The following is a 26,476-nucleotide window of genomic DNA, read 5'->3' as shown; positions in this document are numbered from 1 at the left end:
TGGTTTTCTGTACGCTGTTTATTTAAGTGATTTGAAGTCGTTATTGTTGTGCCGGCAGAGAGTGTGTTTATGCCTCGATTGTTGCTAACGTACTCATTTAATAAATTAAAGTCGGGGACCAAAACAAAGGCCAGTATTTATTATTATTGTTGTTATTTCGGTAATAGATGTGACATCAATGCTTAGTTTTGCGACAATGGCGTGTAAATTTTCCCAACAAAAGAGATTTGATTCATGACGGCACAGATCATTGATGGTAAAGCAATTGCAAAAATAATTACAGATAAAGTGGCACAAGGCGTCGCGCAACGCGTAGCTCAAGGCGCTCGTGTACCCGGCCTCGCGGTGATATTAGTCGGAGGGGATAGCGCCTCACAAATTTATGTAAAAAGTAAACGTAAATTGTGTGAAAAAGTGGGATTTCTTTCTCAAGGCTATGATCTTCCAACGACGACAACACAAGATGAATTATTGGAATTAATTGACAAACTAAATAATGATCCTTGCATTGATGGTATTTTAGTGCAATTTCCCCTCCCTGATGGACTCGATGAAACACAAGTGATTGAGCGTATTGATCCGCAAAAAGACGTTGATGGTTTTCATCCTTACAATGTAGGCCGTTTAGCGCAGCGCATACCTTTACTGCGAGCCTGTACGCCACGTGGCATCATTACCATGCTTGAGCATATTGGCGTTGATGTGCGAGGACAGCATGCCGTAGTGGTGGGAGCCTCTAATATTGTTGGTCGCCCAATGGGCCTTGAATTATTACTTGCCGGCTGCACAACCACTATTTGTCACCGTTTTACGAAAGATCTAGAATCGCACGTGAATAAGGCGGATATTTTAGTCGTAGCGCGTGGTCAAGCGCATTTTATTCCCGGAAAATGGATAAAAAAAGGGGCGGTTGTTTTTGATGTGGGTATTAACCGTTTAGATTCGGGTAAAATTACCGGTGATGTTGAGTTTGAAGAAGCAAAAACGCGTGCAGCTTGGATAACGCCTGTACCTGGTGGTGTTGGACCGATGACGGTTGCAACACTCATTGAAAATACACTTTTTGCTTGTAATGAATTTCATTCGAGCTAAATTTCATTCGATCTAAATTGCTTTCAGGTGAGCTAGGTACATTCAATGTATTATCTGCGCGTAATGTGACTCTTTAGATAAAATATAATGCAACACTATCCATGGGGTAGCGTTGCATTTTTTATGGGCGATTATTGGCGATAAGTCTCGAGGAAATCACCAATACGATGGATAGCGGTGCTTAGCTCATCCATATGCGGTAAGCACACAATTCGGAAATGATCTGGGCTTGCCCAGTTAAAACCGGTGCCTTGTACGACTAATATTTTTTTCTCCATTAATAAGTCCATAACAAAACGTTGGTCGTCTTTAATGTTAAAACGTTTTTGGTCTAATTTAGGAAAAAGATATAACGATCCATTGGGTTTAGTACAACTTACGCCAGGGATCTCATTCAATAACTTCCAAGCACCTTGGGTTTGATCATACAAACGTCCACCAGGAATAATCAACTCATTAATACTTTGATAGCCACCAAGGGATGTTTGGATAGCATGCTGCATGGGTACGTTGGCACACAGGCGCATACTTGCAAGGATCTCAAGTCCTGCTATATAATCTTGTGCTTGGCGCTTAAGCCCACTTATCATCATCCAGCCAACACGAAACCCACACACGCGGTAAGCTTTAGAAAGGCCATCAAAGGTCACAATTAAAATATCATCAGCGAGCGTTGCTAAAGGGATATGTTTAGCATCGTCATAGACAATTTTAGAGTAAATCTCATCGGAAAATACAATTAAATTATGCTGTCTTGCAAGCTCAATAATTTGCTCAAGTAACTCTTTAGAGTAAACCGCACCCGTTGGGTTATTGGGATTAATTAACACAATCCCTTTGGTTCTAGATGTGATTTTCGATTTGATATCATCAATGTCAGGAAACCATCCCGCTTGTTCATCACAAATGTAGTGCACCGCTTTACCACCAGAAAGATGGGTGGCCGCTGTCCATAAAGGGTAATCAGGAGAGGGTATTAACAGTTCATCGCCGTTATTAAGCAAGGCCTGCATCGACATAACAATCAATTCACTGACCCCATTACCAATATAGATATCGTCGATATCGAGTGATAATAAGCCTTTTTCTTGGTAATGCTGCATCACCGCTTTGCGCGCAGAAAATAAACCTTTGCTGTCACAATATCCTTGGCTTTGAGGAAGATGTTTGATCACATCCATTAATACTTCTTCGGGTGCTTCAAAGCCAAAAGAGGCCGGATTGCCTATGTTTAATTTGAGGATCCGTTGGCCCTCATCTTCTAACTTTTGAGCTTGTTTAAGGACAGGGCCCCGAATGTCATAACAAACATTATCTAATTTATGGGACTTTTCAACGCGGTACATAACAACCTCTTTTAGCAGACAAACAATAATAGTCTCAAATTACCTGATTAAAGATAAACTGTGAAGTAGAAAGTGCAATTGTTGCTTTAATTATTATTTTCAATGTGCCTAAGCCCTTGTTTTTATATTTTAGAGCCTGTAAATGCCTCATTGCTATTGGCAGGAAAGAATAAGATAAAGATATCCTCCGTTATTTTACAAGGCATGATGAGGATGTCGTTTAAGGCGCAACGCTTTTCAGGGATGCAACGTAGCGATATTCGAACGGACGTGAAAATCAATTTGGCTTGCTGATTTTATTACTTGCAGTACCATGGTCTCTCTATCAACTAAAGTGAGAGTAAAAAATGGGTTGTTGTGATACCAAAGGCTTAATGCCAATAGAGCAAGCGTTATCTAAAATGCAAGAAGCGGTGACCAATGTGTGTCAGCCAATAAATTTACCGTTAGCAGACGCTTTAGGCTATGCCCTTGCTAGTGATGTGTTATCACCACTCAATGTGCCTCCTTTTAATAATTCTGCTATGGATGGTTATGGCGTAAAAAGAGAAGATTTAGAAGGTGCTGATAAACAAAATCCCTTGTCTTTAACTTTAGTGGGTCAATCTTTTGCGGGGGCACCTTATCAGGGTAATGTCGCCACCGGTGAGTGTATTCGTATTATGACCGGTGCGGTGATGCCAAGTTGCGTCGACTCTGTGGTCATGCAAGAGCGTATTACGCTAAATGATGATCAGGTGATTTTTACACAAGTGCCTAAATTGGGTGACAATGTGCGTTTGGTTGCAGAAGATTTGCAGTTAGGGCAATGTGTATTAAAAAAAGGGCATAAATTAAGCGCACGCGACATTCCGTTACTGGCCTCACTTGGGCTCGCTGAAGTCAGCGTTTTTAGAGCATTAAAAGTGGCCGTATTATCGTCTGGGGATGAGTTAAAAAATGTTGGAGAGACCTTGTTAGAAGGTGAAATATACGACAGTAATCGTTATAGCATTATTGCCTTATTATCGCGTTTAAATGTCGAAATATTAGATTTTGGCATTATTAGAGACGATCGCACCTTAATACGTGAAGCATTGCTACGCGCAGATGAGCAAGCCGATGTGGTGATCACCAGTGGTGGCGTTTCCGTGGGCGATGCTGATTTTATTAAAGAGGTATTAACCGAAATCGGAACGATAGGTTTTTGGAAGCTGGCAATCAAGCCCGGTAAACCTTTTGCTTTTGGAAAATTAGGCAGTAGTGTCTTTTTCGGCTTGCCAGGAAATCCTGTTTCCGCTATGGTAACTTTGTACCAGTTAGCAGTTCCTACCATGGCGACACTTGCCGGCTTTAAGATTAAACCTGCACTAAGATTAAAAGCAAAGTGTACAACCTTTGTTAAAAAATCACCGGGTCGAACGGACTTTCAAAGAGCAATTCATACAGTAGATGATAACGGGCAACTGATTGTGCAAACAACAGGCAGTCAAGGCTCAGGTGTATTTAGTTCGATGAGTCAATCTAATTGTTTTATGGTACTTGAAGAACAAAGAGGTGATGTGCTGGAAGGGGAAACAGTGATGATTGAACCTTATAACGCGTTAATGGATTAATAATAAAAACGATGCAAGAGAATTAATATGATAAATACAGATGATACGCATATTAAAGCAATTAAAGAGCTTTTACCTCCCATTGCTTTATTAGAAAAATTTCCGAATACGAACGCAATTAGTCAAACGGTGGCGGGCTCTCGCCGCGCTATTAGTAAAATTTTGAATGCACAAGATGATCGCTTGTTAGTGATCATTGGGCCATGCTCAATTCATAATATTGACGAAGCCTTAGAATATGCAAACAAGCTTGCGCCACTGCGCAAGAAATATAAAGATACATTAGAAATAGTCATGCGTGTTTATTTTGAAAAACCACGTACAACAGTCGGCTGGAAAGGCCTTATCAATGATCCAGAGTTAAATGGTACGTTTAATATTAATAAAGGTTTACGCACCGCGCGTAAATTACTGCTTGATATTAATGCCCTTGAACTGCCTGCTGCGACTGAGTTTTTAGATATGATCACGCCACAATATTTAGGTGATTTGATGACGTGGGGCGCAATTGGCGCGCGCACAACAGAGTCTCAAGTGCATCGTGAACTCGCATCTGGTCTTTCATGTCCTGTCGGTTTTAAAAACGCAACCGATGGCAGCATTAAAGTGGCTGTGGATGCCATTGGCGCTGCACATGCATCGCACCATTTTTTATCTGTGAATAAATTTGGGCATAGCGCGATTGTAGAAACAACGGGTAATCCAGATTGCCATATTATTTTACGTGGTGGTAAAGAGCCAAATTACAGCGCTAAAGATGTGGCTAACATTAAAGTTCAGTTAAAAAAAGCGGATTTACAACAAACACTGATGATAGATTTTAGTCATGCTAATGCGGCTAAAAAATTCGAAAATCAGATGATTGTTTGCGCCGATGTCGCAGCACAAATCGCTTCGGGTGAGAAAATCATCTCCGGTGTGATGGTAGAGAGCCATTTGGTCGAAGGACGTCAAAATCTGGTTGATGGTAAAGCGCTTACTTACGGGCAGAGTATTACCGACGCATGCATTGGTTGGCAAGATACCGAAGATTTATTAGTTACATTATCAGAGGCGATCATTAAGCGCCGTGCTTGATCTCGTTTTCTATTCTTAATGCACTGTTTCGGCAGTGCTTTTTTTTATCTTTAATTTGGAATATATGCCTCGCATAAAAAGAAAGCCTATCATGATCATGGGTTGCACCAGTGATGCTGGGAAATCACTCTTAGTGACAGCCATTTGCCGCTTACTTGCCAATCGAGGCATTAAAGTGGCCCCTTTTAAAGCGCAAAATATGAGTAATAATGCAGCCATTACCACACAAGGTCTAGAGATGGGGCGCGCTCAATATTTACAAGCGATAGCCGCTAAAATTGAGCCGAGTATCCACATGAACCCTATTTTATTAAAGCCTAGTGCCGATACTTTTAGCCAAGTGATTGTGAATGGAAAAGTGGATCAGGCGATTGCGCGACTGCCTTGGCTTGATAGGAAAAAGTTTTTGTGGCCAGTGGTGACTAAAGCGCTGGGTAGTTTACAAGACGAATTTGAGCAAGTGGTGATAGAGGGCGCGGGTAGTCCTGCTGAAATAAATTTACGCAGTGGCGACATTGTAAATATGTCAGTGGCGTTGCATTGTCAGGCGGATGTGTATTTAGTGTCAGATATTGATCGTGGCGGCTCTTTTGCGCATTTACTGGGTACGTGGGCCTGCTTGGCGCCTGCCGAGAAAAAGTTAATTAAGGGCTTTGTGCTTAATAAATTTAGAGGCGATCCAGCGCTACTTGGCGATGCGACAGCGTGGCTTGAAGAGAAAACAGGTATCCCAACGGTTGCTAACATTCCCTATTACCGGCATCAACTCGCCGAAGAAGATAGTTTTCGTTTAGGCTGTCAATACCAAAAAGGCATGTTAAATATTGCGCTTATTTATTATCCTTATGCTTCAAATTTAGATGAGTTCGACCAATTACTTTATCAACAGGACGTTAATTTGGTGCCCGTGCATCAATATCAAGATTTAAGTTTATTTGATGCTTTAATTTTACCTGGCTCTAAGAATAGTGGCGCGAGTTTAGAGGCGCTACGTAGCTCGGGGTTAGATCTGCAAATAGAGAAGTTTAAACAAACAGGGAAAATGATATTAGGTATTTGTGGCGGGCTACAAATTTTAGGTGATAAAATACTTGATCCATTAAACTTAGAAAAAGGCGATCAAACAGGCCTTGGTTTGATAGCCTTACAGACCTGTATTGAAAAGCATAAACAAACAAGGCAACGACAATTTAATTATGGCGGAGAGATATTAAAGGGTTATGAAATACATCACGGTAAAACGCAGGCGCAAGCACAGGTAAACGTCTTTATAGATCGCGATATTGGTTGGTCACAAGACAACGTATATTGTACTTATTTGCATGGGATTTTTGATGATCGCTGTTTTTATAATTGGTTTATGGCTCAAATTGGCGGCGTGCAAAATGGTATTGATTGGGCAGCTCATACCGATAATGAGTTAGATAAACTCGCAGATATGTTTTCTCAGCATGGTTGGTTATAAAAAAAGAAGAGTGGGTTATAAAAACAGTTTAAAAGATGGCGGGGCGATAAGCGCCATCTTTTAGGTTCGCTATTAAGGGTTTAAACGACTGACCGTCCATTTGTTTTCGCCGGCTTGATAGATAAAACGATCGTGGAGTCTATCCGCTTTTCCTTGCCAAAATTCTATCATTTCAGGCACCACACGGTAACCACCCCAAAATTCAGGTAGTGGGATCTCTTGGCCTTTAAATTTTTGTTCAAAGTAATGTACTTTATCAATTAAATGTTGGCGATCCGTTAATGTTTGGCTTTGTGCTGACGCCCATGCCCCTATTTGACTGCCACGGCTACGACTGTGAAAGTACTCTTCTGATGCTTGTTGGCTGATACGCTCTATTTTCCCTTCAATACGTACTTGGCGTTGGAGCATATTCCAGTGGAAAAGAAGTGCCGTATAAGGGTTGTTTTCTAACTCACGGGCTTTACGGCTATTGTAGTTAGTAAAGAAAACAAAGCCTGCGCTGTCGACCTCTTTTAATAATACCATGCGTGAGGATGGTTTTCCTTGAGCATCCACACTGGCAACAGACATAGATTCAGGTAGAATAATACCGCATTTTTTTGCCTCGTTTAACCAATCGTTAAAGAAAGCAAAGGGATCGCTGACTTCTTTTAACGCTTTATTTTCAATCAGTACGCCTTGGCCAAGGGTAAGGGCGCAGCGAATTTTGCTAAGCAGGGACATAATATCTTCTTCTATGGCGAAACGAAGTTTGCAGTGTATTCTCTAGGTGAAATTTTGTCGAATAGATTATCTGTTTAGCGCTGTGTGCTTTTATCTTATTTGTCTTTAAACCGCTTTAAATACATTTTTAGTGTCTTTATGGATAATGAGAGAGGCGACTTTTGATATCTTTTTACATTGTTCTGGCACATTAACATCACGTCATAGCGTTTCAAGTTTATAGGAGAAAGTAAGATCTATTGGGTTTGCGGATTTTGCATCTTAAAGTATCATGGGGTTATAATTCGCATTCCCTTTTTTCTATCTATTAAAGAGAGTATTCGGTGCCGTTTCAATACCAAGATCTTATTCATTTATTTGCACAAACTTTTCATGCGCAATATAACACGTTGCTCGTTTGTGGTGAGGATGAGCCAATTTATCTGCCAGCTAAGGCGCCACATTTGGCGCATCGCATTATATTTGCTCATGGCTTTTATGCTAGCGCACTACATGAAATTTCGCACTGGCTGGTGGCCGGTGAGAAGCGACGTTTAATTGAAGATTATGGTTACTGGTATGAGCCTGATGGTCGAAATGCAATTCAACAAAAAGAATTTGAAAAGGTTGAAATTGTACCTCAAGCGATAGAATGGGCGCTTGCGGTTAGTTGTGGCTTCTCTTTTGATGTTAGCGTGGATAACTTAAATGGGGCCAGTGTGGATAGATTTTCTTTTAAAAAGCGTGTACACACTCAGGTATTGCACTATTTAGAATTTGGATTTTCGGCGCGCACGACGCAGTTTTTAAAAGCATGTCAGGCGTTTTATCAACGCGAAGCTTGTCAGGTTGAACATTTTGATTATGCGTAATAGCAAAGGCACTAAAAAGGTTACCCGTCTTGCTTGTTGAAATTATCCCACCCTGCGTTGTGAGTTTTGAAGTGAGAACAACACTCTCCCACAACTCATGCCTTGCTAGTGTTAATTTTTTCAGCGCAATACATTTAATTCCTTTGCTATAAATATAATATTATTTAAAGGTTAAAAAAAGCTTATATGACTCAAATATACCATCATGCAGTACAAATTTATTATGAAGATACGGATCATTCTGGGGTTGTCTATCACCCTAATTTTTTAAAATATTTTGAACGTGCACGAGAGCATGTCATTGATAGCCAGCGCCTGGATAAATTATGGCGAGAAAAAGGCTTGGGTTTTGCGGTTTATAAAGCCAATCTTACTTTTCAAGATGGCGTTGAGTTTGCTGAAATTTGTGATATTCGCACCACCTTTCGTTTAGAGGGAAAATATAAGACCCTGTGGCGTCAAGAAGTATGGCGAGTTGGAGCGACAAAGGCTGCTGTAATTGGGGACATCGAAATGGTGTGTCTGGACAAAAATAAACAATTACAGCCTATTCCTGAGGAGATTGCGCATTATTTATTAAAGGATTAAAACTCGCTTAAAGAAATGAGGACCAAGAAAAACAGTGACAACAATGCCGCTGAAATGTCAAATTTTCTTAGAAAAGGTTTTTTATTTCTTGCGTAAAATTGAAATAATAGTGTTCTACACGGATGTTTTATAACCATATATTAATGAAAAACAGGTGTTAAATTCAGTTTTTTCTTTGGCTGAACTACTCGAAGATCCCCTCCGCGTCGTTACAAGGAAAAAAGAATAACTATTACGCCTGAATGGTGACCTGAAGGCAATAGGGCTCTAACTACCTTTTAAAGACGACCTTCTTCTCACAAAATGAAAATAAACCCATTAAAATACTTGCTTGCCGCCTAAAAGTGTCTCATTTTAATACTTATGTATTTTAATGTTAAGTTTCTTTTTCTTATTTGAAAAAGAGCTTTGTAAGGAGCTTACGTGATAATAGGGCAAGATGAGAGACGTTTATTTCACCGCATGGCAATTGAGTCAACGGTAAAAATTATTTTAAATGAACAAGAATATCAAGGTATCTGTAAAGATCTAAGCAGCACAGGAATGTCGGTTCGATTAACTGATAATATCGTGCAACATGGCGATAAAATAGAAATAAAACTCGGAGAAGAGGGATCTCGTTTCCCGCCCTTTAGTGCCAATGCTACGGTAGTGCGTATGTCGGAGCATGACGACCATTATATGGCCGCGCTTGAATTAACCGCAGTCACTTAAGCAAGACATAGACTTGTAGCGCTTAGGCTCTACAAGTCTTCTTTATACCAAAATAGCTGGAAATGTGATCCGTCTTGCGGGAAAAATCATCCCTACCTGCGTTGTAAGTTTTAACATGAGAACCCTTATCCCGGCGTAATACATGGACGCTTAATTAATTCCATTGGTATTACAATCCATTTCAATTTTGTTATTTTTTGAATCTAAGTGTCTTTTTTCGTATTACTTTGTTAGGTTAGTCTTTTCTTTTCATTTTATGAATAATAAAGGCTTATGATGAAAATTTACGGTAGTTTTACGTCCCCTTTTGTGCGTCATTGTCGCATTGTATTATTGCAAACTGCGCTTCCTTGTGAATTTGTTGAAACAGATATACAACAGATCGGAAAAATATCCCCCACCCAAAAACTGCCATTATTAATAGATGGCGACCTGATGTTAACGGACTCTAGCTCTATTTTAAAATATTTACGTGAAAAATCGGGTGCCGTATTTATGTCGGATCTGTATGATTTTGAACTTTTTAATATGAGCAATACGTTGATGGATGCCAGTGTGAATCTTTATGTTATGGATTTGATGGATAACATTACGCCGGAGAAAAGTAAATATCTGCAACGCCAACAATCAAGGATCCTTTCCGGGTTAGAAGCACTTAACGAATATGATTTTGAGGCGTGTGAGGGTTTAACGGATGGCAAGTTACGCTTAGCCTGTTTTTTAGATTGGGGTATTTATCGAGATATGATAAACCTTAAACAATTAAATAACTTATCGCGTTTTTTAGACTCTGTGCGTGAGGATATTAATTTTATAAAAACCTGTCCACCGATGTAATTTACACGGTTTTAAAAAGTGCCAAGCTTTTGGTTTCATCAAAAAGTTGAATATTAAGAGCTTTGGCGTTTGATACTGGTGATTTTACGCAAAGCGCGATGCAGTGCGTGTTGTCTGGATAAAACAGATAACTTTGCCATTGTTGTGTATTTTTTTCGGTGCATTGTGGGCTAAATGTTAAATTTATTTCTGTAACGTTTGCTGTTTTTTCTGTTAAATAAAAGCTAAAAGTGGCTAGGCCTTGTGCAATGCCGAGCCCTGTAGCTTTAACGAAGGCTTCTTTTAATGTCCATAATTTAAAGAAAAAAGCATTTTGTTGATTTTTTGGGAGGGCGCACAGTTGCTGGTGCTCGTGCTCTGAAAAATAACGTTGCGCAATACCTTGTACGCTAATTTTACGTTGCAGGTTTTCTATGTCACAACCAATATCATTTTCTAAATTGATAGCACAAATAATCAAATCATTATTATGACTTAAATTAAAGCGTATAGGGAGTGTTGAGTTGGTGACTTCAGGCTTTCCTAATGGACTAATGCTAAAGTCCCATTGTGCGGGGCTACGCGCTTCATATTGAGATAAGATAAGACGAATAAATGCACGTGTCAGTAAGGCGGTGTGTTGAGGTTTTTCTAAGCGATAGCGCTTTACTTTTTGTTGTTCATCATTGCTTAGTAGCGCCATTAATTGAGGCGTATCTTGTATTTTTTGTGGGGTTATTGTCCATAAGTGGACTTCATTTTTGTGTATGTTCAGAGGGTGCAAATAAGTGCCTATGCAAAGTATAAAAGGGAGGATGCCTCCCTTAATAGATGTCTTTATTTTTGTAGTTTAAAGTTATTAATTTTGTTATTGAGATCACGACGCTCTTTAGAAAGCTCTGCACCAATAATGATATGATCATCAACACGATCTGCGTAATCAGATAACATGTTTTTAATGATAAGAGTGATCTCTTCTTGGCTCATAGCTGGAGTGATATATTCAACTAAATTATTAAGTAATTCTACGCGCTTACGGTTATCGCGGATTTTCTTCTCATTCGCAACCATTTCACGTTGTAATTTATTTTTACGGCGAGTATTTTTCACCAAATCAAGCACGTTGCCCATTAAATATACCTTTTAAGTAAAGAGTGATGTTTATTCAGTATAATGAATTAAATGCGTTGCGTACATGCGCGATAAAAGCACTCATTATACTGAGAACGTCTCGCATTATACCTATTGAAAAACGCAATGATCCAGTGTTTTTTGTTAAAATGTTAGTTCTTATTGTTACGCATCAATTGTTTGCTGAATAGTATTTTCCATTTTATGGGTGATGATCGTGCTCTATTGACCCTTTTTGTTTTTTATTTTCACTCTATTATTGTTATCTCGGCTATCTCTAATGAGTTGATTATTAGTCTGATGTTGGGCTGATTTTGCGAGGCGATCATAAAGAACCACATTAACGGTGGCTGCGAGGTTCATGCAACCTTGAGTCGGAATATAAACCACGGCATCAGCGCTATCAATTAAACTTTGGCTGAGCGTGCCATCTTCTGGGCCAAATAAATAAAGGGCGTTATCAGGGTGTTCAAAATTAGGTAACGGAATAGCACCTTCAATTAAATCGACACAAATTACTTTTGTCTGCGCCTCTTTATTCTCGAGTAAGTGTGATACACCAAGCAGTGCTATCTGACTTTTCATTTTTTTTGTATCAGTGTTCAATTTTACGGCGCGATCATAACGCGTACCGGTGTAAATCACTTTATCTACGCCATAGCAGCCGGCAGCCCGCAATGTGGCGCCGACATTTGAAGCGCTTTTAGGATTGCTTAATCCAATGATCACTTGTTTTTGATGCATATTTTTACTTATTTGCTAAAAGGAAATTAAAACAAGTCTACCTTGTTTTAGCGGGCAGAAAAAGAAACAAAGGAAGGGAGGGAGATTTAAGGCAAGACTTAATAGATGCGTGTGATAAAAAAGCATATCTGCCTGCATTTTCAGCAAAGAGAGAGTGATCGTTGATTTAACCAACAGTTAACTGTTTTTATTCAATTAATTACCTTCTAGCCCTTGTACTTAACCGAAAATTATATACAATGCACGCACTGGTTTGGAGTCATCTAAATCACTGCCCGGATGGTGGAATCGGTAGACACAAGGGATTTAAAATCCCTCGCCTTACGGGTGTGCGAGTTCAAGTCTCGCTCCGGGCACCAAATTTTAAAAGAAGCTTCAACTTAGGTTGGGGCTTTTTTTTGTTCAAAAAATAACAGGTTGCTTAAATTACCAGCACTTGGGTATAAAATCGTAATAAGAACTTGTACTCATCTAAAAGTTAGATATAATCTTCAACCTGATTTAAAGGTAATTAAATCACTGCCCGGATGGTGGAATCGGTAGACACAAGGGATTTAAAATCCCTCGCCTTACGGGTGTGCGAGTTCAAGTCTCGCTCCGGGCACCAATTTAAAAGAAAGCTTCAACTCAGGTTGGGGCTTTTTTTTTATTTAAAATTCCATTATATTTCTGCAATAAAATAGCAGTAAGCACATGAAGTGCGTTGACGCGGTATTAAGGACGATCATGCTCGATTATTTATCACTATTACTCATTGTTATTGTCATTTTTTATTTTTTACTTTACGATAAATCAGCCATTAAGAAAAAATGCTTGTCGTTACCTGATCTGGCTAAGTATAAAGAAAAGAAAAAAGCGCTTAATAAAGTGGGCGAGCTATGTTGTTATAACTGCTCTGGGCGCAAGATAAAAGTACATAGCGTGAAGTTTAAAGATAAAAGACGCACGGTAAAAAAATATTATTATCAGTGTAAACGCTGTAATGTTTTACTTTGGCGTAGTGATACCAAATAAACGTATCATAGTGCACCTCAAGGACTGATTTTTACGTCATATAATCCCCATTTAACATCAGATCTTCAATAGAGAGCTGTGATAGCCATATAGATACGTCATCATGCGCTCTCTAAAGAAAAAGCCTTTCACGGGTGCTACAACGTGACTCATAGGTATTTGAGCGGGTGACCACAATCCTCAAGTCAAAGGTACGCCACATCGTGCTTATAACACTTCAATGTAAAATCAGACTGTTGCCATTTTAGACTTAGAAGCGGAGCCAATATGGCTTGCTGATTTTTCATCTTGAAGTATCATGGGTATAAATGCGGGTTTGGCACCTTAAGATAACATGAGTATAATAACGTCGTTATAAACGATAGCTAAAGTGAGAATGTATTGTGAACGTAAGTACTGGTAAGCGACTAAATAAATATATAAGTGACTCTGGATTTTGTTCTCGCCGAGAAGCGGATAAATTAATTGAAAAAAGCCGAGTTAAAATCAATGGTACGATCCCCGAATTAGGGACAAAAGTACTGCCCGGTGATATTGTATTGGTCGACGGTCGGGCAATTAATGCAGTGGCTGAAAACAAATCTGATCGTATTTATATTGCTTACAATAAACCCATTGGAATTACCTGTACGACAGAGCGAGATGTACGCGGTAATATTATTGATGCTATTCGCCATAAAAAGCGTATTTTCCCGATTGGTCGTTTAGATAAGCCTTCAGAAGGCTTGATTTTTTTAACCAGTGATGGCGATATTGTTAATAAAATACTGCGCGCTGAAAACGCACATGATAAAGAATATTTAGTGACCGTTGATAAACCATTAAGTGAACGTTTTGTTGAACGTATGCAACGTGGCGTGCCCATTTTAGACACGATCACCAAGCCTTGTATTGTCAAAGTTCAAAGTCGTTTTGTCTTCTCTATTATTTTAACGCAAGGCTTAAATCGTCAAATTCGACGTATGTGCGAATATTTAGGTTATGAAGTTCAAGCATTACAACGAACGCGAATTATGCAAGTGACATTGAAGAACTTAAAGCCGGGGCAGTGGCGTAATTTGAGCGTGCAAGAGATGCAAGAAATCAATCAAGCGGTGTCTCATTCATCAAAAACAGCGCAAATAACCACACCTGCTAATCCACCAAATACACGTAAAATATATAATCAAAGTGGGTCAACTAAAAAAATCTTTGTTAATGTCAAAAAAACGAAATCCAAACCGAGCGCTAATTCACGAACATTGAGCTTGAAACGCAAATGAGCTTAAGTGAATTCGATGTGATCAAAAAATATTTTTGTCGCGACGTGAGTACTGAAGATAGTACGGTTGTTTTAGGCATTGGCGATGATTGTGCCATTTTAGATGTGCCTGAAGGGCATCAACTGTTGATCAGCACAGATACTCTCGTTGCGGGCATTCATTTCTTTGAGGATGTCGATGCTTATCGTTTGGGTTATAAAGCCTTGGCGGTTAATTTAAGTGATTTAAGTGCAATGGGCGCTGAGCCTAAATGGATCTCACTGGCAATCACTTTACCTAATGTTGATGCAGATTGGCTAGCTCGCTTCTCAAACGGTTTTTTTGATTTAGCAGCCAAGCATAATGTCACCTTGATTGGCGGAGACACCACTAAGGGGCCTTTGTCCATTACGGTGTCGGTGCAAGGCATTGTACCCAAAAACACCGCTTTACTGCGCAGTCAGGCAAAAGTGGGAGATATTATTTGCGTGTCTGGCTCCCTTGGAGATGGCGCGCTAGGACTCGCCTATCAATTATCGAATAAAAGCTTAAAACTTGCCAATGCACAAGCGTTTGTAGATAAGCTGGAGTTAACGGATCCGCGTGTAAAATTAGGTCTTCTATTGCGAGGAATGGCGCATAGTTGTATAGATATATCAGATGGTCTAACACAAGATTTAACGCATATTTTAAATGCGTCGCATTGTTGCGCGCAAATAGATGTTGAAACGTTACCCTTGTCTGAGGCGTTACAACAAGAATTAGATTTAGGTAATATTAAGGGTGAGCAAGCACTGCATTATGCTTTAACGGGGGGCGATGATTATGAATTATTATTTACATTGCCAGAAGAAATGTTCGGTTCATTACAACAAAGTATACCGGAATTACGACTTACTGCGGTAGGCAAAGTAATTGCCCCACAAGCATCAAAAATACAATTAACAAAACATAAAAAAGCATTTTCATTAACCCTCAGTGGTTGGGATCATTTTAAAAAAGACGGTGAGTAATATTATGCAACGCAGTGATTTAAAAGGGCTTAATTTAAAAAATCCGCTACATTTTTTGGCGGTAGGTTTCGGCAGTGGTCTTGCGCCGAAAGCCCCTGGCACGATGGGGACTCTCGTTGCGGTGCCTTTATTCTATTTTTTGTCATTTTTAAGTGTAGAGGCCTATTTTATTGTATTAGTGGTCGGTAGCTTATTGGGTATTTGGTTTTGTCATGTGACCAGTCGAGATATGGGGGTACACGATCATAAGTGTATCGTTTGGGATGAATTTATCGGTTATTGGATCACCATGTTTATGGTGCCATTCAGTGTGCAGTGGGCCATTGTTGGTTTTATTTTGTTTCGTTTTTTTGATATTGTAAAACCTTACCCTATTAGCTGGTTAGATAAAAAAGTAGCGGGTGGTTTTGGTATTATGATCGATGATATCGTGGCGGGTATATTTGCTGCGATTTGTCTGCAACTGCTTATCTACGTAGCATCGTAATGGTGCGCGCTAATTGGGGCAGAATATTTGCTATTGTTTATCTTTTTATGCTCTGCTACGCCCCTCAAGTTGCAAGTAGTACGAGTCAAAATAACGTGATCATCGCGGTGACACAGTTACCTGAAAATTTCTCTCCTTATGCTAACTCACCCTTATCGCTATCCTATGCCCATCTGTTTTTTGATCCCTTAGTACGTTGGGGAATAAATGGAAAATTAGAGAAGCGATTATTAAGAGATTGGCGCGTGATAAAACCGGGCGTAATACGGTTTTATTTAAAAAATAATATTTATTTTCATTCCGGCAATCGCCTTACCAGCAATGATGTACTCTGGAGTTATGCACAAATAAAAAAAAGGGCTAAGTTTAAATTCTTTTTTTCAGCGATAAAAAAAATCAGTAGAGTAAATACGCATACTTTTGATATCGATAGCACCCTCAGCCAAGACGAATTATTAGATTATTTAAGTGATTTTTTTGTATTAGATGAACAATACTATACACATTTAAACGTCGAGAATTCGCCCTTCCCTCCGATTACGCGTAGCACTGCATTAATGCCGATGGTGTCGGGTACTGGGCCTTATAAACTCAGGGCTTTTAATATTAATTTGGCATTGCAAGTCACTGCAGATAAAAATTACTGGGACGCGCAGGAAAATACGCTTGATATAACCTTTTTAAAAATAAAATCACAGCGAGCACGCGTGTATGCACTTTTGTCTGGTGATGTTGATATTAGCCACGCAGTGTTAAAAAAACAGATACAAAGTATTGAAGTTGAAAAAAATAAACAACTGGTTTCGATAGGATCTTCACGGTCCTTTTATCTGTCTTTAAGTGGCAAGCACTCCTCTCTTTTAAAAGTGGCATCAGCTCGCAAAGCGATATCACTCGCCATTAATCAGCAAGGTATGCTTGATAATATATTACAAGGATTAGGACACATAAATTCGACGTATAGTCCCTTATTAACAAGGGAAAGTATTGGCCTAAATAATGAATATAATGTAAAAAAAGCACGGGAATTATTAACAAAAATGGAAATTTCTTCGCAACAACTGACGTTATTGACATTTAAAAGTAATAGAGTCGATCATGAAGAAGTGTTGAAAGCATTAAAAAACATGTTACAACGCGTTGGGCTTCAGTTACTAGTGACGCAGACAGACAGTAAGGATGAGTGGCTTAAAACGATGGAGCATTACGATTTAACGTTATCAACCTGGCAAAGCAGTTTAATGGATCGTAAAAACATATATAAGAGTTTATTTGCAGACAGTTTACTTGCGCCGTACTTAGGCCCTTTATATGCAGCGCAAAGCACATTGAATAGAGATGATTTTTTTAAAAAACTATTACAACAGCAACGTGTGATCCTTCTCTTTTCAGTGGATGAGTTGTGGGGCGCCGATAGAAAATATGCTTTTAAAAACATATTTTCTGTCAATGAGGTGCCTTATTGGCAATATTTAAGGGTTAAGAAGTAAGACTTAAAAGTAAGCTTTGATTTGACGCTCGATCCCAGCACTATCAAGCTCAAGTAGCTGATATATCTCTTGTTGTGTGCCTTGCTCTACAAAGTTATCTGGCAGGCCTAAATTAAGCACATTAACTTTTATTTTTTGAGCCATAAAAAACTCATTAACGGCTGAGCCTGCGCCACCTGCAATGCAATTTTCTTCAATGCTGACAAAATCTGTATGGTCTTTACTTAAGCGCAGTAGAAGTGCTTCATCTAACGGTTTTACAAAGCGCATATCAATTAATGTCGCATTCATTTTTTGTGCCACGCTGATAGCTTGTTGTAAAAAAGTACCAAAACATAAAATAGCCAGTTTTTTGCCTTCTCTGCACACTTTAGCCTCACCGATATTCAATGCTTGCATCTCTTTTTCAACGACTATCCCCGTACCAATGCCACGAGGGTAGCGCACCGCTGCGGGTTGACCTTTTAAAATATGACCCGTATACAGCATGTTACGACACTCTTGTTCATCTGACGGGGTCATGATCACCATGCTGGGAATACAGCGTAGGAAGGTAAGATCGTATGCACCTTGGTGAGTTGGACCATCTGCGCCAACAATACCGGCTCTATCAATGGCAAAAAGCACACCTTGCTGCTGAATAGCGACGTCATGGATCACCTGATCAAAGGCGCGCTGTAAGAAACTTGAATAGATAGCCACAACAGGATGCAGGCCTGCAATAGACATACCACCTGCGAGGGTGACTGCGTGTTGCTCTGCAATCGCCACATCATAATATTTATCACTATGGCGCTGAGAAAACTTGACCATGCCAGATCCTTCGCGCATGGCAGGGGTGATAGCCGTTAGCTTAGGATCAATATCGGCCATATCATTTAGCCAATCACCAAAAATAGTTGAAAACGTCGGAGCACTACTGCTCGTCGCAGGTAGTCCCTGATCCGGTGTAAATTTAGGCACCGCATGATAACCAATAGGATCGAGCTCTGCTTGTTTATAACCTTTACCTTTTTTTGTCATAATATGCAGGAACTGCGGGCCCGGGCGCGCGCGCATATTACGTAAGGTATCGACTAAATCAAGGACGTTATGACCATCAACGGGCCCAATATAATTAAAGCCGAATTCTTCAAAAATAGTAGACGGAGAAACAAGTCCTTTGAGATGCTCTTCTGTGCGTTTTGCAAATTCTTTAATAGGGGGAATATTTTCCAGTACTTTTTTACTTCTTTCGCGAAAATGCGTATATAAATCCCCGGATAAAATTTTGGCGAGGTGGTTGTTCAGTGCGCCTACATTTTCAGAGATAGACATCTCATTATCATTGAGGATCACCAGCATATCGTTATGTAATGCACCGGCATGATTCATCGCTTCAAATGCCATGCCCGCCGTGATCGCGCCATCACCAATAACGGCGACGACTTTACGTCCTTTTTGCTCTTTTTCGGCGGCAATCGCCATGCCTAAGGCAGCGCCAATAGACGTTGAGGAATGACCTACGCTGAGCACGTCATATTCACTTTCTTGGCGCCATGGGAACGGATGTAAGCCTTTAAAATTACGGATGCTTGACATCTTATCGCGCCTGCCCGTTAAAATCTTATGTGGGTAGGCTTGATGACCGACATCAAAAATAAGGTGGTCAAAAGGGGTTTTATAAACGTAGTGTAACGCAACGGTAAGCTCGACAACACCTAATCCAGACGCAAAATGGCCACTGCTTTGACTGACACTATTAAGTAAAAACTGGCGTAATTCATCACATAATTCGGGGAGTTGTTGTTTTTTTAATAGCCGTAAATCTTCAGGGTAATTAATCTTGGCAAGAAGCGGGTAATTTTTTAAATCCAAAGGCATAAGTATCAGTCGCGGTTAAAGAAGAGTAAAGGACTCGTTAGAGGATAAATAACATCTACAAATATTAGCATTAAGCGCCGATAAATTATAGAAACTTTGCTTTGATTTGCGCTATAAATCCATTCTTCCTTGCTATTATTATGTCTTTTTTTTTATTTGAAGATTATCTTTTAAAAGAAACAATGAATCAGGTGCATCTTTAGGGGTTGTTAGAGCAAGATATAAATTTGATATTTACTAAGACGTAGGGCAGGGGGCGTGTTAGCATGTGCGCAATTAAAGCTAAATATAAAGAGTAAAAAATGACAATAGAAAGAATGGAAACAAAAGCGCGTATGAGCCGTATTGTAAAACATAATGGCGTAATTTATTTATGTGGACAAGTGTGCGCAGATGCGACCCAAGGCATTACAGAGCAAACGCAAACAATGCTCGATAAAGTGGATGTATTACTTGCTCAAGCGGGTAGCTCGCGCGAGCATATATTATCGGCCACCATTTATATTAAAACGATGCAAGACTTTGCTGCAATGAATGACGTTTGGGATAACTGGGTACCTCAAGGCTTTGCACCCGCACGCGCATGCGTGATGGCAAGCATGGCGCGTGAGACTTTATTGGTTGAAATATCGATTGTAGCAGCCCAAAAATAAAGCGTTAAAATCAGTTTTTACGGCTAATAATATACAGTGCAAATTGCGCCAGTATGTGGGTGTCATAGGGTAATTTGTTGAGCGCATCGATAGCTTCTTCATAAAGGAGCTGCATTTTGTGTTGCGCCTGCTCAAGGCCTAATAATGCGGGATAAGTCGATTTATTGGCATTGATATCAGAGCCTTGTGGCTTACCGAGCGTTTGACTGTCTGAGGTGATATCTAAAATATCGTCTTGCACTTGAAAAGCGAGGCCAATAGCGCGAGCATAGGTGAGTAAATATTGTTTATGTTGGCTATCTAGGCCGACTTTAGTGAGCGTTGCAAGTTCAACGGCAGCTTGGATCAATGCCCCCGTTTTTGCGCGGTGAATACTTTCTAACATCGTTAAATCAACACGTTTGTTTTCTGCAGCCAGATCTAACGCTTGGCCTGCACACATACCCTTATCACCTGAGGCTTTAGCCAAAACATTTAGCATTTTAAGCTGAGCTGAGCAACTTAACTCTTTATTTTCTTGTGATAAAATATCAAAGGCTAAGCTTTGCAGAGCATCACCGGCTAAAATTGCTTGCGCTTCACCAAAAACAATATGACAGGTAGCTTGGCCTCGACGCAAAGCATCATCATCCATGGCAGGTAAGTCATCATGGATCAAAGAGTAAGCATGCATACACTCCAGCGCACACGCAATGGGATCCAGTGTACTTAACTGGCTACCGAGCATGTCTCCGACGACATACACCAAAAACGGGCGGATACGCTTGCCACCTAATAAAGCGCCATGATACATCGCCTTATTGAGAGACAGACACAAAGGTGATTGTAGATCAATATACTTTGTTAATTGTTGATCCGTACGTGATTGGTATTGGCTAAGTGTTTTAAGCAAAAGCGTCATATTTTATTCTTGTGTGAAGTCTTGCAAAGGGCTATCAACATCTTGTTGCATTAAAATGCTGACTTGTTGTTGTGCTTGATTTAATTTTTTACTATTACTGCGCGCGAGTGAGATACCACGCTCAAATTGTTTTAAGGCATCGTCTAAGTTTAGATCGCCTTTTTCTAATAAAGAGACAATATTTTCTAATTCATTATTGGCTTCTTCATAAGGCATGTTTTCAGGTTTTTTTAGTGCCATTTCATTCTCGACTGTTATTTTTTTTAAGGTTACCTAGAGATAGAGATAAGTCAAATAACCACGCTAAATATTCTCTAAATAATGAAGCATTTCTCAAAATTGAGATCAAATAGACAACCTTTTTAAAATGCTGACTCAGGAAACAGCAATTATGCCATAAAAAGCTATAATCATATTTTTTATTAGTGGGTGTCTCCCCATGATACTTCAAGATTCAAAATCAGCAAGCCCAATAAGGCTTGGCTTCTCGGTATAAAAGATAAAAAATTATTCTACATTGATGTTTGATAGGAACATGCCGACAGCACAGATGAGCCAAGTCGCGTCGATCTTTAGGGTGAGAATGGCGCTTCTGAATTGCAGTCATGAAAAGGGGGATCTCATTAATAAAGGATATGCATTGAATAGTTATCCGATGAATGACAGATAAAACATCTGAGATAACATGGTGAGACGCTTATTAATATCGTCAGAAGCATGTATTTTGTTGATCTATTGGGTAGTTACGATCAATTTTGTTGATTAAAGTAAATAAACGTTCATTATTAAACGTGATTTAACATAATGAGCTCTATTTTTTAAAAAGGAATATTTTGTGGATTTAGCTACGCTGCTCGGAATACTTGGTGCGTTTGGTTTTATTATCATGGCGATGTTGATTGGTGGCACCATGGACATGTTCATCGATACAACGTCAATATTGATTGTATTTGGTGGATCACTGTTTGTTGTCATGATGAAATATAATTTGGGGCAATTTTTAGGTGCCGTAAAAATTGCCATGAAAGCCTTTTTGCACAAATCAGATACACCAGAAGAATTGATTGCTAAAGCAGTTGAAATGGCTGATGCTGCACGTAAAGGTGGATTTCTTGCTTTAGAAGAAGCAGAAATAAGTAACGCTTTTATGCAAAAAGGGGTGGATATGTTGGTGGATGGACATGATGCAGATGTGGTACGCGCCACACTGGCAAATGACATTCGTTTAACGGCAGATCGCCATGAAGTAGGCGCTGATATTTTTAAACAATTTGGTGATGTTGCGCCTGCGATGGGTATGATCGGTACCTTGATTGGTTTGGTGGCAATGTTATCAAACATGGACGATCCTAAATCGATTGGTCCCGCGATGGCGGTCGCCTTGTTAACGACTCTGTATGGTGCGATGGTTGCAAACATGGTGTGTTTGCCTATTTCTGATAAATTAAAACTACGCGCTGCAGAAGAAAAGTTAAATAAAAGTTTAATATTAGATGCCGTGCTAGGCATACAAGATGGACAAAATCCCCGCGTGATAGAAGGCCTATTACGTAACTATTTACCAGAGTCTAAACGTGGCGGTGGTAGTACTGAGGATGGAGCTGCGTAATGGATGAAGATGAATGCAAATGTCCCCCCGAGGGACTTCCTGCGTGGATGGGCACATTTGCTGATTTAATGTCATTGTTGATGTGTTTCTTTGTTTTATTACTGTCATTTTCTGAAATGGACGTACTTAAATTTAAACAAATTGCCGGCTCTATGAAATTTGCGTTTGGGGTGCAATCGATGCTTGAGGTGAAAGATATCCCTAAAGGCACCTCTGTTATCGCACAAGAGTTCACGCCAGGCAGGCCAGATCCAACGCCCATTGAAGTGATCATGCAAAAAACCATTGAGATGACCGAGGCTAAATTGGATTTCAGTGAGGGTGACTCATCAAGAGCGGATGGTGAAGAGGACAGTAAAGAAGATATTCCTGAAGAGGGCAATCAAGGTAATGAACAAAGCAGTGAAGCTTCTGAGGCGCAACATCAATTAGCGAAAGCTGTCGCCCAAGAGTTACAAGATGAAATACAAGAAGGCGCGATTGAAATTGAGTCATTAGGCCAACAATTGATCATTCGTATTCGAGAAAAGGGGGCTTTTCCTTCTGGATCTGCTTTTTTACAGCCACGTTTTCGTCCTGTTATTCGTAAAGTGGCTAAAATATTAGCGGATATTCCGGGGGTGATCACTATTTCGGGTCATACCGATAATGAACAAGTGCATTCTGAATTATATCGTTCTAATTGGGATCTTTCGGCGCAACGCGCTGTGTCAGTTGCCCATGAAATGTTGAAGATAAAAAAGATAAGAAATAAGCATTTAGTGGTGGCAGGCTATGCCAATAGCAAACCTTTAACGGATAGTAAAATACTCTCAGAGCGTAAGCGAAATCGCCGAGTAGAAATTATGATCATGCAAGGTGAAGCGACAGAAAGTGGTGAAATCGGTATTGATAAGTAACGGTTCCCAAAGGAAAGACCACCTTTAAGGTGGTTTTTCTATTTTATTGGGCTACGTTACTCTTATGCCATTAAAATGGATAAAATCAGGTATAACATGATAAATATAGAAGTTTGCATTGATAATATTACCTCATTATTTAATGCACAGAGTGCAGGTGCGGGCCGTATCGAATTATGTAGTGCATTAGCGCTTGGAGGGCTAACCCCGAGCCATGCATTGATAAGCGCCACGTTAAAGCATGCTCAACTCCCTATTTATGCTATGATCCGTCCGCGTGATGGGGATTTCTTATATTCAGATTTTGAAATAGAAATGATGCATAAAGAGATATATCATGCACGAAAATTGGGTGTTCAAGGCGTTGTTTTTGGCGTTTTAAATGAAAATGCAGGCGTGGATCTCGATGTATTACGCAGTCTCATGCAGGAAAGTAAAGGCTTAGGTGTTACTTTTCATCGCGCGATTGATTGTGTCGCTGATATGGACGACGCGTTAGATAAAATATTAAGCGCGGGTTGTGAACGTATTTTAACCTCGGGCCGTGCGAGTAATGCATTAACGGGTATTGAGACAATTAAGCACATGGTATCGCGAACACAAGGTCGATTATCGGTGATGGCGGGTGCGGGTGTCGGTGCTCATAATGTTGAGCAAATTATTAAACAAACCGGGATAAGAGAAGTGCATTTCTCTGCCAAAGAACAACAATTCAGTGCAATGAAAAAGATAGCTGGCTGTGGGAGTTTAAATGAATTCACCCAAATTAGTGTGGCTAGCCCCCTTAAAATAAAGGCGCTGAAAGAAGCGATAGTAAAAATGGAATGATGAAAGAAACATGAAAATACCCAAGAGGATCCAACCATTAGTTGATGATGGCTTGATTGACGCTGTATTAGGTCAATTAATGAGTGGTAAAGAAGCAACGGTATATATGGTGCAATGTGGGCCACATATACGCTGTGCAAAAGTGTATAAAGAGGCAAGTAAACGTAGTTTTAAACAAGCTGTTTTATATACCGAAGGGCGTAAAGTTCGCAGTGGTCGGCGTTCGCGTGCGATGCAAAAAGGCTCTAAATTTGGCCGCGAGCAGCAAGAAAAAGTATGGCAAAATGCAGAAGTAGATGCACTGTATAAACTGGCAGATGCCGGTGTACGTGTGCCACAACCTTATGGTTGTTTTGAAGGCGTTTTGTTGATGGATTTGGTAACGGATGAAGAGGGTTTTGCCGCGCCTCGTTTAAATGATATTTCGATGTCAGCAGAGCAAGCAATTGAAGATCACTGGCAGATGATGCGTAATGTCGTATTAATGTTAAGTGTCGGCATCATTCATGGTGACCTTTCTGAGTTTAATGTACTCGTTGATGAATGGGGACCTGTGATCATTGATTTGCCACAAGCTGTGAATGCAGCCGGTAATAACAATGCAAAAAGTATGCTATTTAGAGATATAAATAATATGCGTAGCTATTACGCGCAATTTGCACCAGAGCTTTCGCAGACGCAATACGCCAAAGAAATTTGGGGATTATATGAAGCGGGCGAATTAAGTAAAAACAGTGTCTTAACGGGGCAAGTGGTCGAAGATGATAGCATCACTAATGTAGGCAGTATTTTAGATGAGATCAGTGCTGCAAGAGAAGAGTTTGAAGAAAATCAGCAACGTATTGCCGATTTCGAAGTTTAAAAAAAGCCTCGCTAAAGATGATCTTTAGCGAGGCTTTTTTTATTATGTGCGTTCGTTATCTTCTTGTTGGCGCGCCGGATCGCTGAGGCGATCAAACAAATGGCGCAAAGTATAGAGCAGTATTAAGCTCGGTAAGACCATCAACGCGGTGAGAATAAAGAAGTTTGACCAATTATTTAACAGGTCAACTAATTCGCCACTAAACGAGGCTAAGGTGGTTCGCCCTAAGTTACCAAGTGATGCCAGTAAGGCATATTGTGTGGCAGAGAAGGCAGAGCCCGTGAGCATGGTTAAGAAGGAGACAAAAGCGACCGTCGAAAATGCCGTGGTAAAATTATCCACTAAAATAGTGGCTAAATAGAGGTGCTCATTAGGGCCTACATTGGCTATCCATGCAAACATTAGGTTACTCAGCGCCATCGCACTTCCCCCAATCATGAGTCCTCGTACTATCCCAAAGCGAACATTCACAAGGCTGCCCAATAAGGTGAAAAAGAGCGTTGCCCCCCAGCCGATTAATTTAGAATAATAACCAATTTGTGCATTACTAAAGCCAATCTCTTTGTAAAAAACAATCGACATACGCCCCAGAAAGGCTTCTCCAATTTTAAACAAAAAGACAAATAATAAAATACTGACCGCCACCTTTAAGCCATTACGTTTAAAGAAATCCCAAAAAGGCTCAATGACCGTTACACTAAACCAAGTTAATGTAGGTGATGAAAACATTTTCGCATAGCGATGGGTCGCCTTATTTTGTAAATTCTCACGCTCGGTTTTTGGCTCTTTAACATAGAGCGTAAAAATCATCAGCAGTACCACAACACCTGCCATACCATAATAAACGTTATTCCAGCCAATACTGTCTGCATTGCTAAAGGCAAAATAGCCAGGTAAAGAATAACCTGTCCACCAACCCATTACTGTCATAGCAGACGCTTGTGGGAGTTTACTGCTTAGTGAGCGCGGAAAGGTATCAATGCGATAAGCATCAATGGCAATATCTTGTGTTGCTGAGGCAAGCGCAATGATCAAGGCTAAGAACGAGGTCTGCATTAAATTGATAGCGGGGTTAATGCCGGCAATAAACAGCGTGCTTATCAAAATGACCACTTGGCACAAAAAGATCCAACTACGACGCTGCCCGAGTAGTGCGTGTAAGACCGGTAATTTTACGCGATCAATCAGAGGCGCCCATAAGAAGTTAATGGCATAAACAGTAAAAACAGATCCAAAATAACCAATGGCAGCACGGGTTAATCCCGCATCTTTTAACCAACCAGACATGTTTGAGCCAATGAGAACCCAAGGGAAACCACTGGCGCAACCTAATAAGAAAATCCATAAAAGGCGCTTATCAAAATAGCTTAAAACGCTCTCTTTCCATGAGTGTTTGCCTTTTAATAATGTGTTTTGCATAGTTATATCCTGTTGCCTGAGCAGTTTTTATCTTTAATGTTATGGCTTAATG

The 26,476-nt window shown here is 40.0% G+C and carries 27 protein-coding genes and 2 tRNA genes; 20 read left to right on the top strand and 9 right to left on the bottom strand.

Translation table 11 applies throughout. The annotated features are described in order from the left end of the window. The first annotated feature begins 234 nt into the window (after window positions 1–234). Window positions 235–1,092 (top strand): bifunctional methylenetetrahydrofolate dehydrogenase/methenyltetrahydrofolate cyclohydrolase FolD, encoded by an 858-nt coding sequence (gene folD / locus PCNPT3_RS08400; protein ID WP_015465452.1) that lies wholly within the window; start codon window positions 235–237, stop codon window positions 1,090–1,092. Between the two features lie 131 nt (window positions 1,093–1,223). Here the strand turns inward: folD and PCNPT3_RS08395 are convergent, their stop codons facing one another. Continuing rightward, complete coding sequence (locus tag PCNPT3_RS08395) at window positions 1,224–2,438, bottom strand: pyridoxal phosphate-dependent aminotransferase (RefSeq protein ID WP_015465451.1); 1,215 nt, start codon at window positions 2,436–2,438, stop codon at window positions 1,224–1,226. 347 nt (window positions 2,439–2,785) lie between these two features. Here PCNPT3_RS08395 and moeA point away from each other — a divergent pair, with 347 nt between their 5' ends. The 3 genes from moeA (at window position 2,786) to PCNPT3_RS08380 (ending at window position 6,575) form a co-directional block, all read left to right on the top strand. Further along, window positions 2,786–4,033 carry a molybdopterin molybdotransferase MoeA gene (gene moeA / locus PCNPT3_RS08390; protein ID WP_015465450.1) on the top strand — a complete coding sequence of 416 codons (1,248 nt, stop codon included), beginning with the start codon at window positions 2,786–2,788 and terminating at the stop codon, window positions 4,031–4,033. Between the two features lie 27 nt (window positions 4,034–4,060). Continuing rightward, the gene (aroG, locus tag PCNPT3_RS08385; protein ID WP_015465449.1) at window positions 4,061–5,110 is read left to right on the top strand and encodes a 3-deoxy-7-phosphoheptulonate synthase AroG; all 1,050 of its coding nucleotides are present in this window, start codon (window positions 4,061–4,063) and stop codon (window positions 5,108–5,110) included. A 64-nt stretch (window positions 5,111–5,174) separates the two neighbouring features. Next, window positions 5,175–6,575 carry a cobyric acid synthase gene (locus PCNPT3_RS08380; RefSeq protein WP_041771283.1) on the top strand — a complete coding sequence of 467 codons (1,401 nt, stop codon included), beginning with the start codon at window positions 5,175–5,177 and terminating at the stop codon, window positions 6,573–6,575. A 72-nt stretch (window positions 6,576–6,647) separates the two neighbouring features. Here PCNPT3_RS08380 and pdxH read toward each other — a convergent pair whose 3' ends face one another. Beyond that, window positions 6,648–7,301 carry a pyridoxamine 5'-phosphate oxidase gene (gene pdxH, locus PCNPT3_RS08375; protein WP_015465447.1) on the bottom strand — a complete coding sequence of 218 codons (654 nt, stop codon included), beginning with the start codon at window positions 7,299–7,301 and terminating at the stop codon, window positions 6,648–6,650. A 323-nt stretch (window positions 7,302–7,624) separates the two neighbouring features. On the opposite strand from pdxH, the gene PCNPT3_RS08370 reads away from it, so the two are divergent. The 4 genes from PCNPT3_RS08370 (at window position 7,625) to PCNPT3_RS08355 (ending at window position 10,291) form a co-directional block, all read left to right on the top strand. After that, entirely contained in the window at window positions 7,625–8,152 is a 528-nt protein-coding gene (locus PCNPT3_RS08370; protein WP_015465446.1) for an elongation factor P hydroxylase, read from the top strand. Between the two features lie 186 nt (window positions 8,153–8,338). Then, the gene (locus PCNPT3_RS08365; RefSeq protein WP_015465445.1) at window positions 8,339–8,740 is read left to right on the top strand and encodes an acyl-CoA thioesterase; all 402 of its coding nucleotides are present in this window, start codon (window positions 8,339–8,341) and stop codon (window positions 8,738–8,740) included. Window positions 8,741–9,163: 423 nt separating this feature from the next. Further along, window positions 9,164–9,454, top strand: a complete 291-nt coding sequence (locus PCNPT3_RS08360) for a PilZ domain-containing protein (RefSeq protein ID WP_015465444.1) — start codon at window positions 9,164–9,166, stop codon at window positions 9,452–9,454. Window positions 9,455–9,730: 276 nt separating this feature from the next. After that, window positions 9,731–10,291, top strand: coding sequence for a glutathione S-transferase family protein (locus PCNPT3_RS08355; RefSeq protein WP_015465443.1), 561 nt, complete (start codon window positions 9,731–9,733; stop codon window positions 10,289–10,291). Window position 10,292: 1 nt separating this feature from the next. On the opposite strand, the gene PCNPT3_RS08350 is transcribed toward PCNPT3_RS08355, so the two are convergent. From PCNPT3_RS08350 to PCNPT3_RS08340, 3 genes are all read right to left on the bottom strand, one after another. Next, entirely contained in the window at window positions 10,293–11,054 is a 762-nt protein-coding gene (locus PCNPT3_RS08350; RefSeq protein ID WP_015465442.1) for a 4'-phosphopantetheinyl transferase family protein, read from the bottom strand. 53 nt (window positions 11,055–11,107) lie between these two features. Then, window positions 11,108–11,401 (bottom strand): DUF496 family protein, encoded by a 294-nt coding sequence (locus PCNPT3_RS08345; protein ID WP_015465441.1) that lies wholly within the window; start codon window positions 11,399–11,401, stop codon window positions 11,108–11,110. Between the two features lie 222 nt (window positions 11,402–11,623). Beyond that, on the bottom strand, window positions 11,624–12,145 hold the full coding sequence (locus PCNPT3_RS08340) for an RNA methyltransferase (protein ID WP_015465440.1): 522 nt from the start codon (window positions 12,143–12,145) through the stop codon (window positions 11,624–11,626). Between the two features lie 273 nt (window positions 12,146–12,418). On the opposite strand from PCNPT3_RS08340, the gene PCNPT3_RS08335 reads away from it, so the two are divergent. The 7 genes from PCNPT3_RS08335 to PCNPT3_RS08305 all read left to right on the top strand — a co-directional run bounded on the left by PCNPT3_RS08335 (window position 12,419) and on the right by PCNPT3_RS08305 (window position 17,390). Beyond that, a tRNA-Leu gene (locus tag PCNPT3_RS08335) sits at window positions 12,419–12,504 on the top strand. Between the two features lie 162 nt (window positions 12,505–12,666). After that, window positions 12,667–12,752, top strand: a tRNA-Leu gene (locus PCNPT3_RS08330). 119 nt (window positions 12,753–12,871) lie between these two features. Continuing rightward, window positions 12,872–13,159 (top strand): hypothetical protein, encoded by a 288-nt coding sequence (locus PCNPT3_RS08325; RefSeq protein WP_015465439.1) that lies wholly within the window; start codon window positions 12,872–12,874, stop codon window positions 13,157–13,159. Window positions 13,160–13,542: 383 nt separating this feature from the next. Continuing rightward, a complete protein-coding gene (gene rluF / locus PCNPT3_RS08320; protein ID WP_015465438.1) occupies window positions 13,543–14,421 on the top strand; it encodes a 23S rRNA pseudouridine(2604) synthase RluF in 879 nt (292 codons plus the stop codon). After that, window positions 14,418–15,413, top strand: a complete 996-nt coding sequence (gene thiL, locus PCNPT3_RS08315; protein ID WP_015465437.1) for a thiamine-phosphate kinase — start codon at window positions 14,418–14,420, stop codon at window positions 15,411–15,413. The genes rluF and thiL overlap by 4 nt, the downstream gene beginning before the upstream one ends. A gap of 4 nt (window positions 15,414–15,417) precedes the next feature. After that, window positions 15,418–15,900: a phosphatidylglycerophosphatase A family protein gene (locus PCNPT3_RS08310; protein WP_015465436.1), complete on the top strand. Its 483-nt coding sequence runs from the start codon at window positions 15,418–15,420 to the stop codon at window positions 15,898–15,900. Continuing rightward, window positions 15,900–17,390 (top strand): ABC transporter substrate-binding protein, encoded by a 1,491-nt coding sequence (locus PCNPT3_RS08305; RefSeq protein ID WP_015465435.1) that lies wholly within the window; start codon window positions 15,900–15,902, stop codon window positions 17,388–17,390. Before PCNPT3_RS08310 ends, PCNPT3_RS08305 begins: the two co-directional genes overlap by 1 nt. A gap of 3 nt (window positions 17,391–17,393) precedes the next feature. Here the strand turns inward: PCNPT3_RS08305 and dxs are convergent, their stop codons facing one another. Further along, a complete protein-coding gene (gene dxs, locus PCNPT3_RS08300) occupies window positions 17,394–19,253 on the bottom strand; it encodes a 1-deoxy-D-xylulose-5-phosphate synthase (protein WP_015465434.1) in 1,860 nt (619 codons plus the stop codon). 302 nt (window positions 19,254–19,555) lie between these two features. Between dxs and PCNPT3_RS08295 the strand changes: the two genes are divergently transcribed. Continuing rightward, entirely contained in the window at window positions 19,556–19,906 is a 351-nt protein-coding gene (locus PCNPT3_RS08295; RefSeq protein ID WP_015465433.1) for a RidA family protein, read from the top strand. A 10-nt stretch (window positions 19,907–19,916) separates the two neighbouring features. Here the strand turns inward: PCNPT3_RS08295 and ispA are convergent, their stop codons facing one another. Then, window positions 19,917–20,807 (bottom strand): (2E,6E)-farnesyl diphosphate synthase, encoded by an 891-nt coding sequence (gene ispA, locus PCNPT3_RS08290; RefSeq protein WP_015465432.1) that lies wholly within the window; start codon window positions 20,805–20,807, stop codon window positions 19,917–19,919. Between the two features lie 3 nt (window positions 20,808–20,810). Then, on the bottom strand, window positions 20,811–21,047 hold the full coding sequence (gene xseB, locus PCNPT3_RS08285) for an exodeoxyribonuclease VII small subunit (protein ID WP_015465431.1): 237 nt from the start codon (window positions 21,045–21,047) through the stop codon (window positions 20,811–20,813). A gap of 595 nt (window positions 21,048–21,642) precedes the next feature. Here xseB and pomA point away from each other — a divergent pair. From pomA to PCNPT3_RS08265, 4 genes are all read left to right on the top strand, one after another. Further along, entirely contained in the window at window positions 21,643–22,416 is a 774-nt protein-coding gene (gene pomA / locus PCNPT3_RS08280; protein ID WP_015465430.1) for a flagellar motor protein PomA, read from the top strand. After that, on the top strand, window positions 22,416–23,315 hold the full coding sequence (locus PCNPT3_RS08275) for a flagellar motor protein MotB (RefSeq protein ID WP_015465429.1): 900 nt from the start codon (window positions 22,416–22,418) through the stop codon (window positions 23,313–23,315). The genes pomA and PCNPT3_RS08275 overlap by 1 nt, the downstream gene beginning before the upstream one ends. Window positions 23,316–23,411: 96 nt before the next feature. After that, the gene (locus PCNPT3_RS08270) at window positions 23,412–24,143 is read left to right on the top strand and encodes a copper homeostasis protein CutC (RefSeq protein ID WP_015465428.1); all 732 of its coding nucleotides are present in this window, start codon (window positions 23,412–23,414) and stop codon (window positions 24,141–24,143) included. Between the two features lie 10 nt (window positions 24,144–24,153). Beyond that, window positions 24,154–25,005, top strand: a complete 852-nt coding sequence (locus PCNPT3_RS08265; RefSeq protein ID WP_015465427.1) for a PA4780 family RIO1-like protein kinase — start codon at window positions 24,154–24,156, stop codon at window positions 25,003–25,005. Between the two features lie 42 nt (window positions 25,006–25,047). Here the strand turns inward: PCNPT3_RS08265 and PCNPT3_RS08260 are convergent, their stop codons facing one another. Further along, entirely contained in the window at window positions 25,048–26,424 is a 1,377-nt protein-coding gene (locus PCNPT3_RS08260; protein ID WP_015465426.1) for an AmpG family muropeptide MFS transporter, read from the bottom strand. Window positions 26,425–26,476: the final 52 nt, after the last annotated feature.

Origin of the sequence: Psychromonas sp. CNPT3 (assembly GCF_000153405.2) — a bacterium.
Classification (GTDB): Bacteria; Pseudomonadota; Gammaproteobacteria; order Enterobacterales; family Psychromonadaceae; genus Psychromonas.
This window is presented reverse-complemented; position numbering and strand designations above follow the sequence as displayed.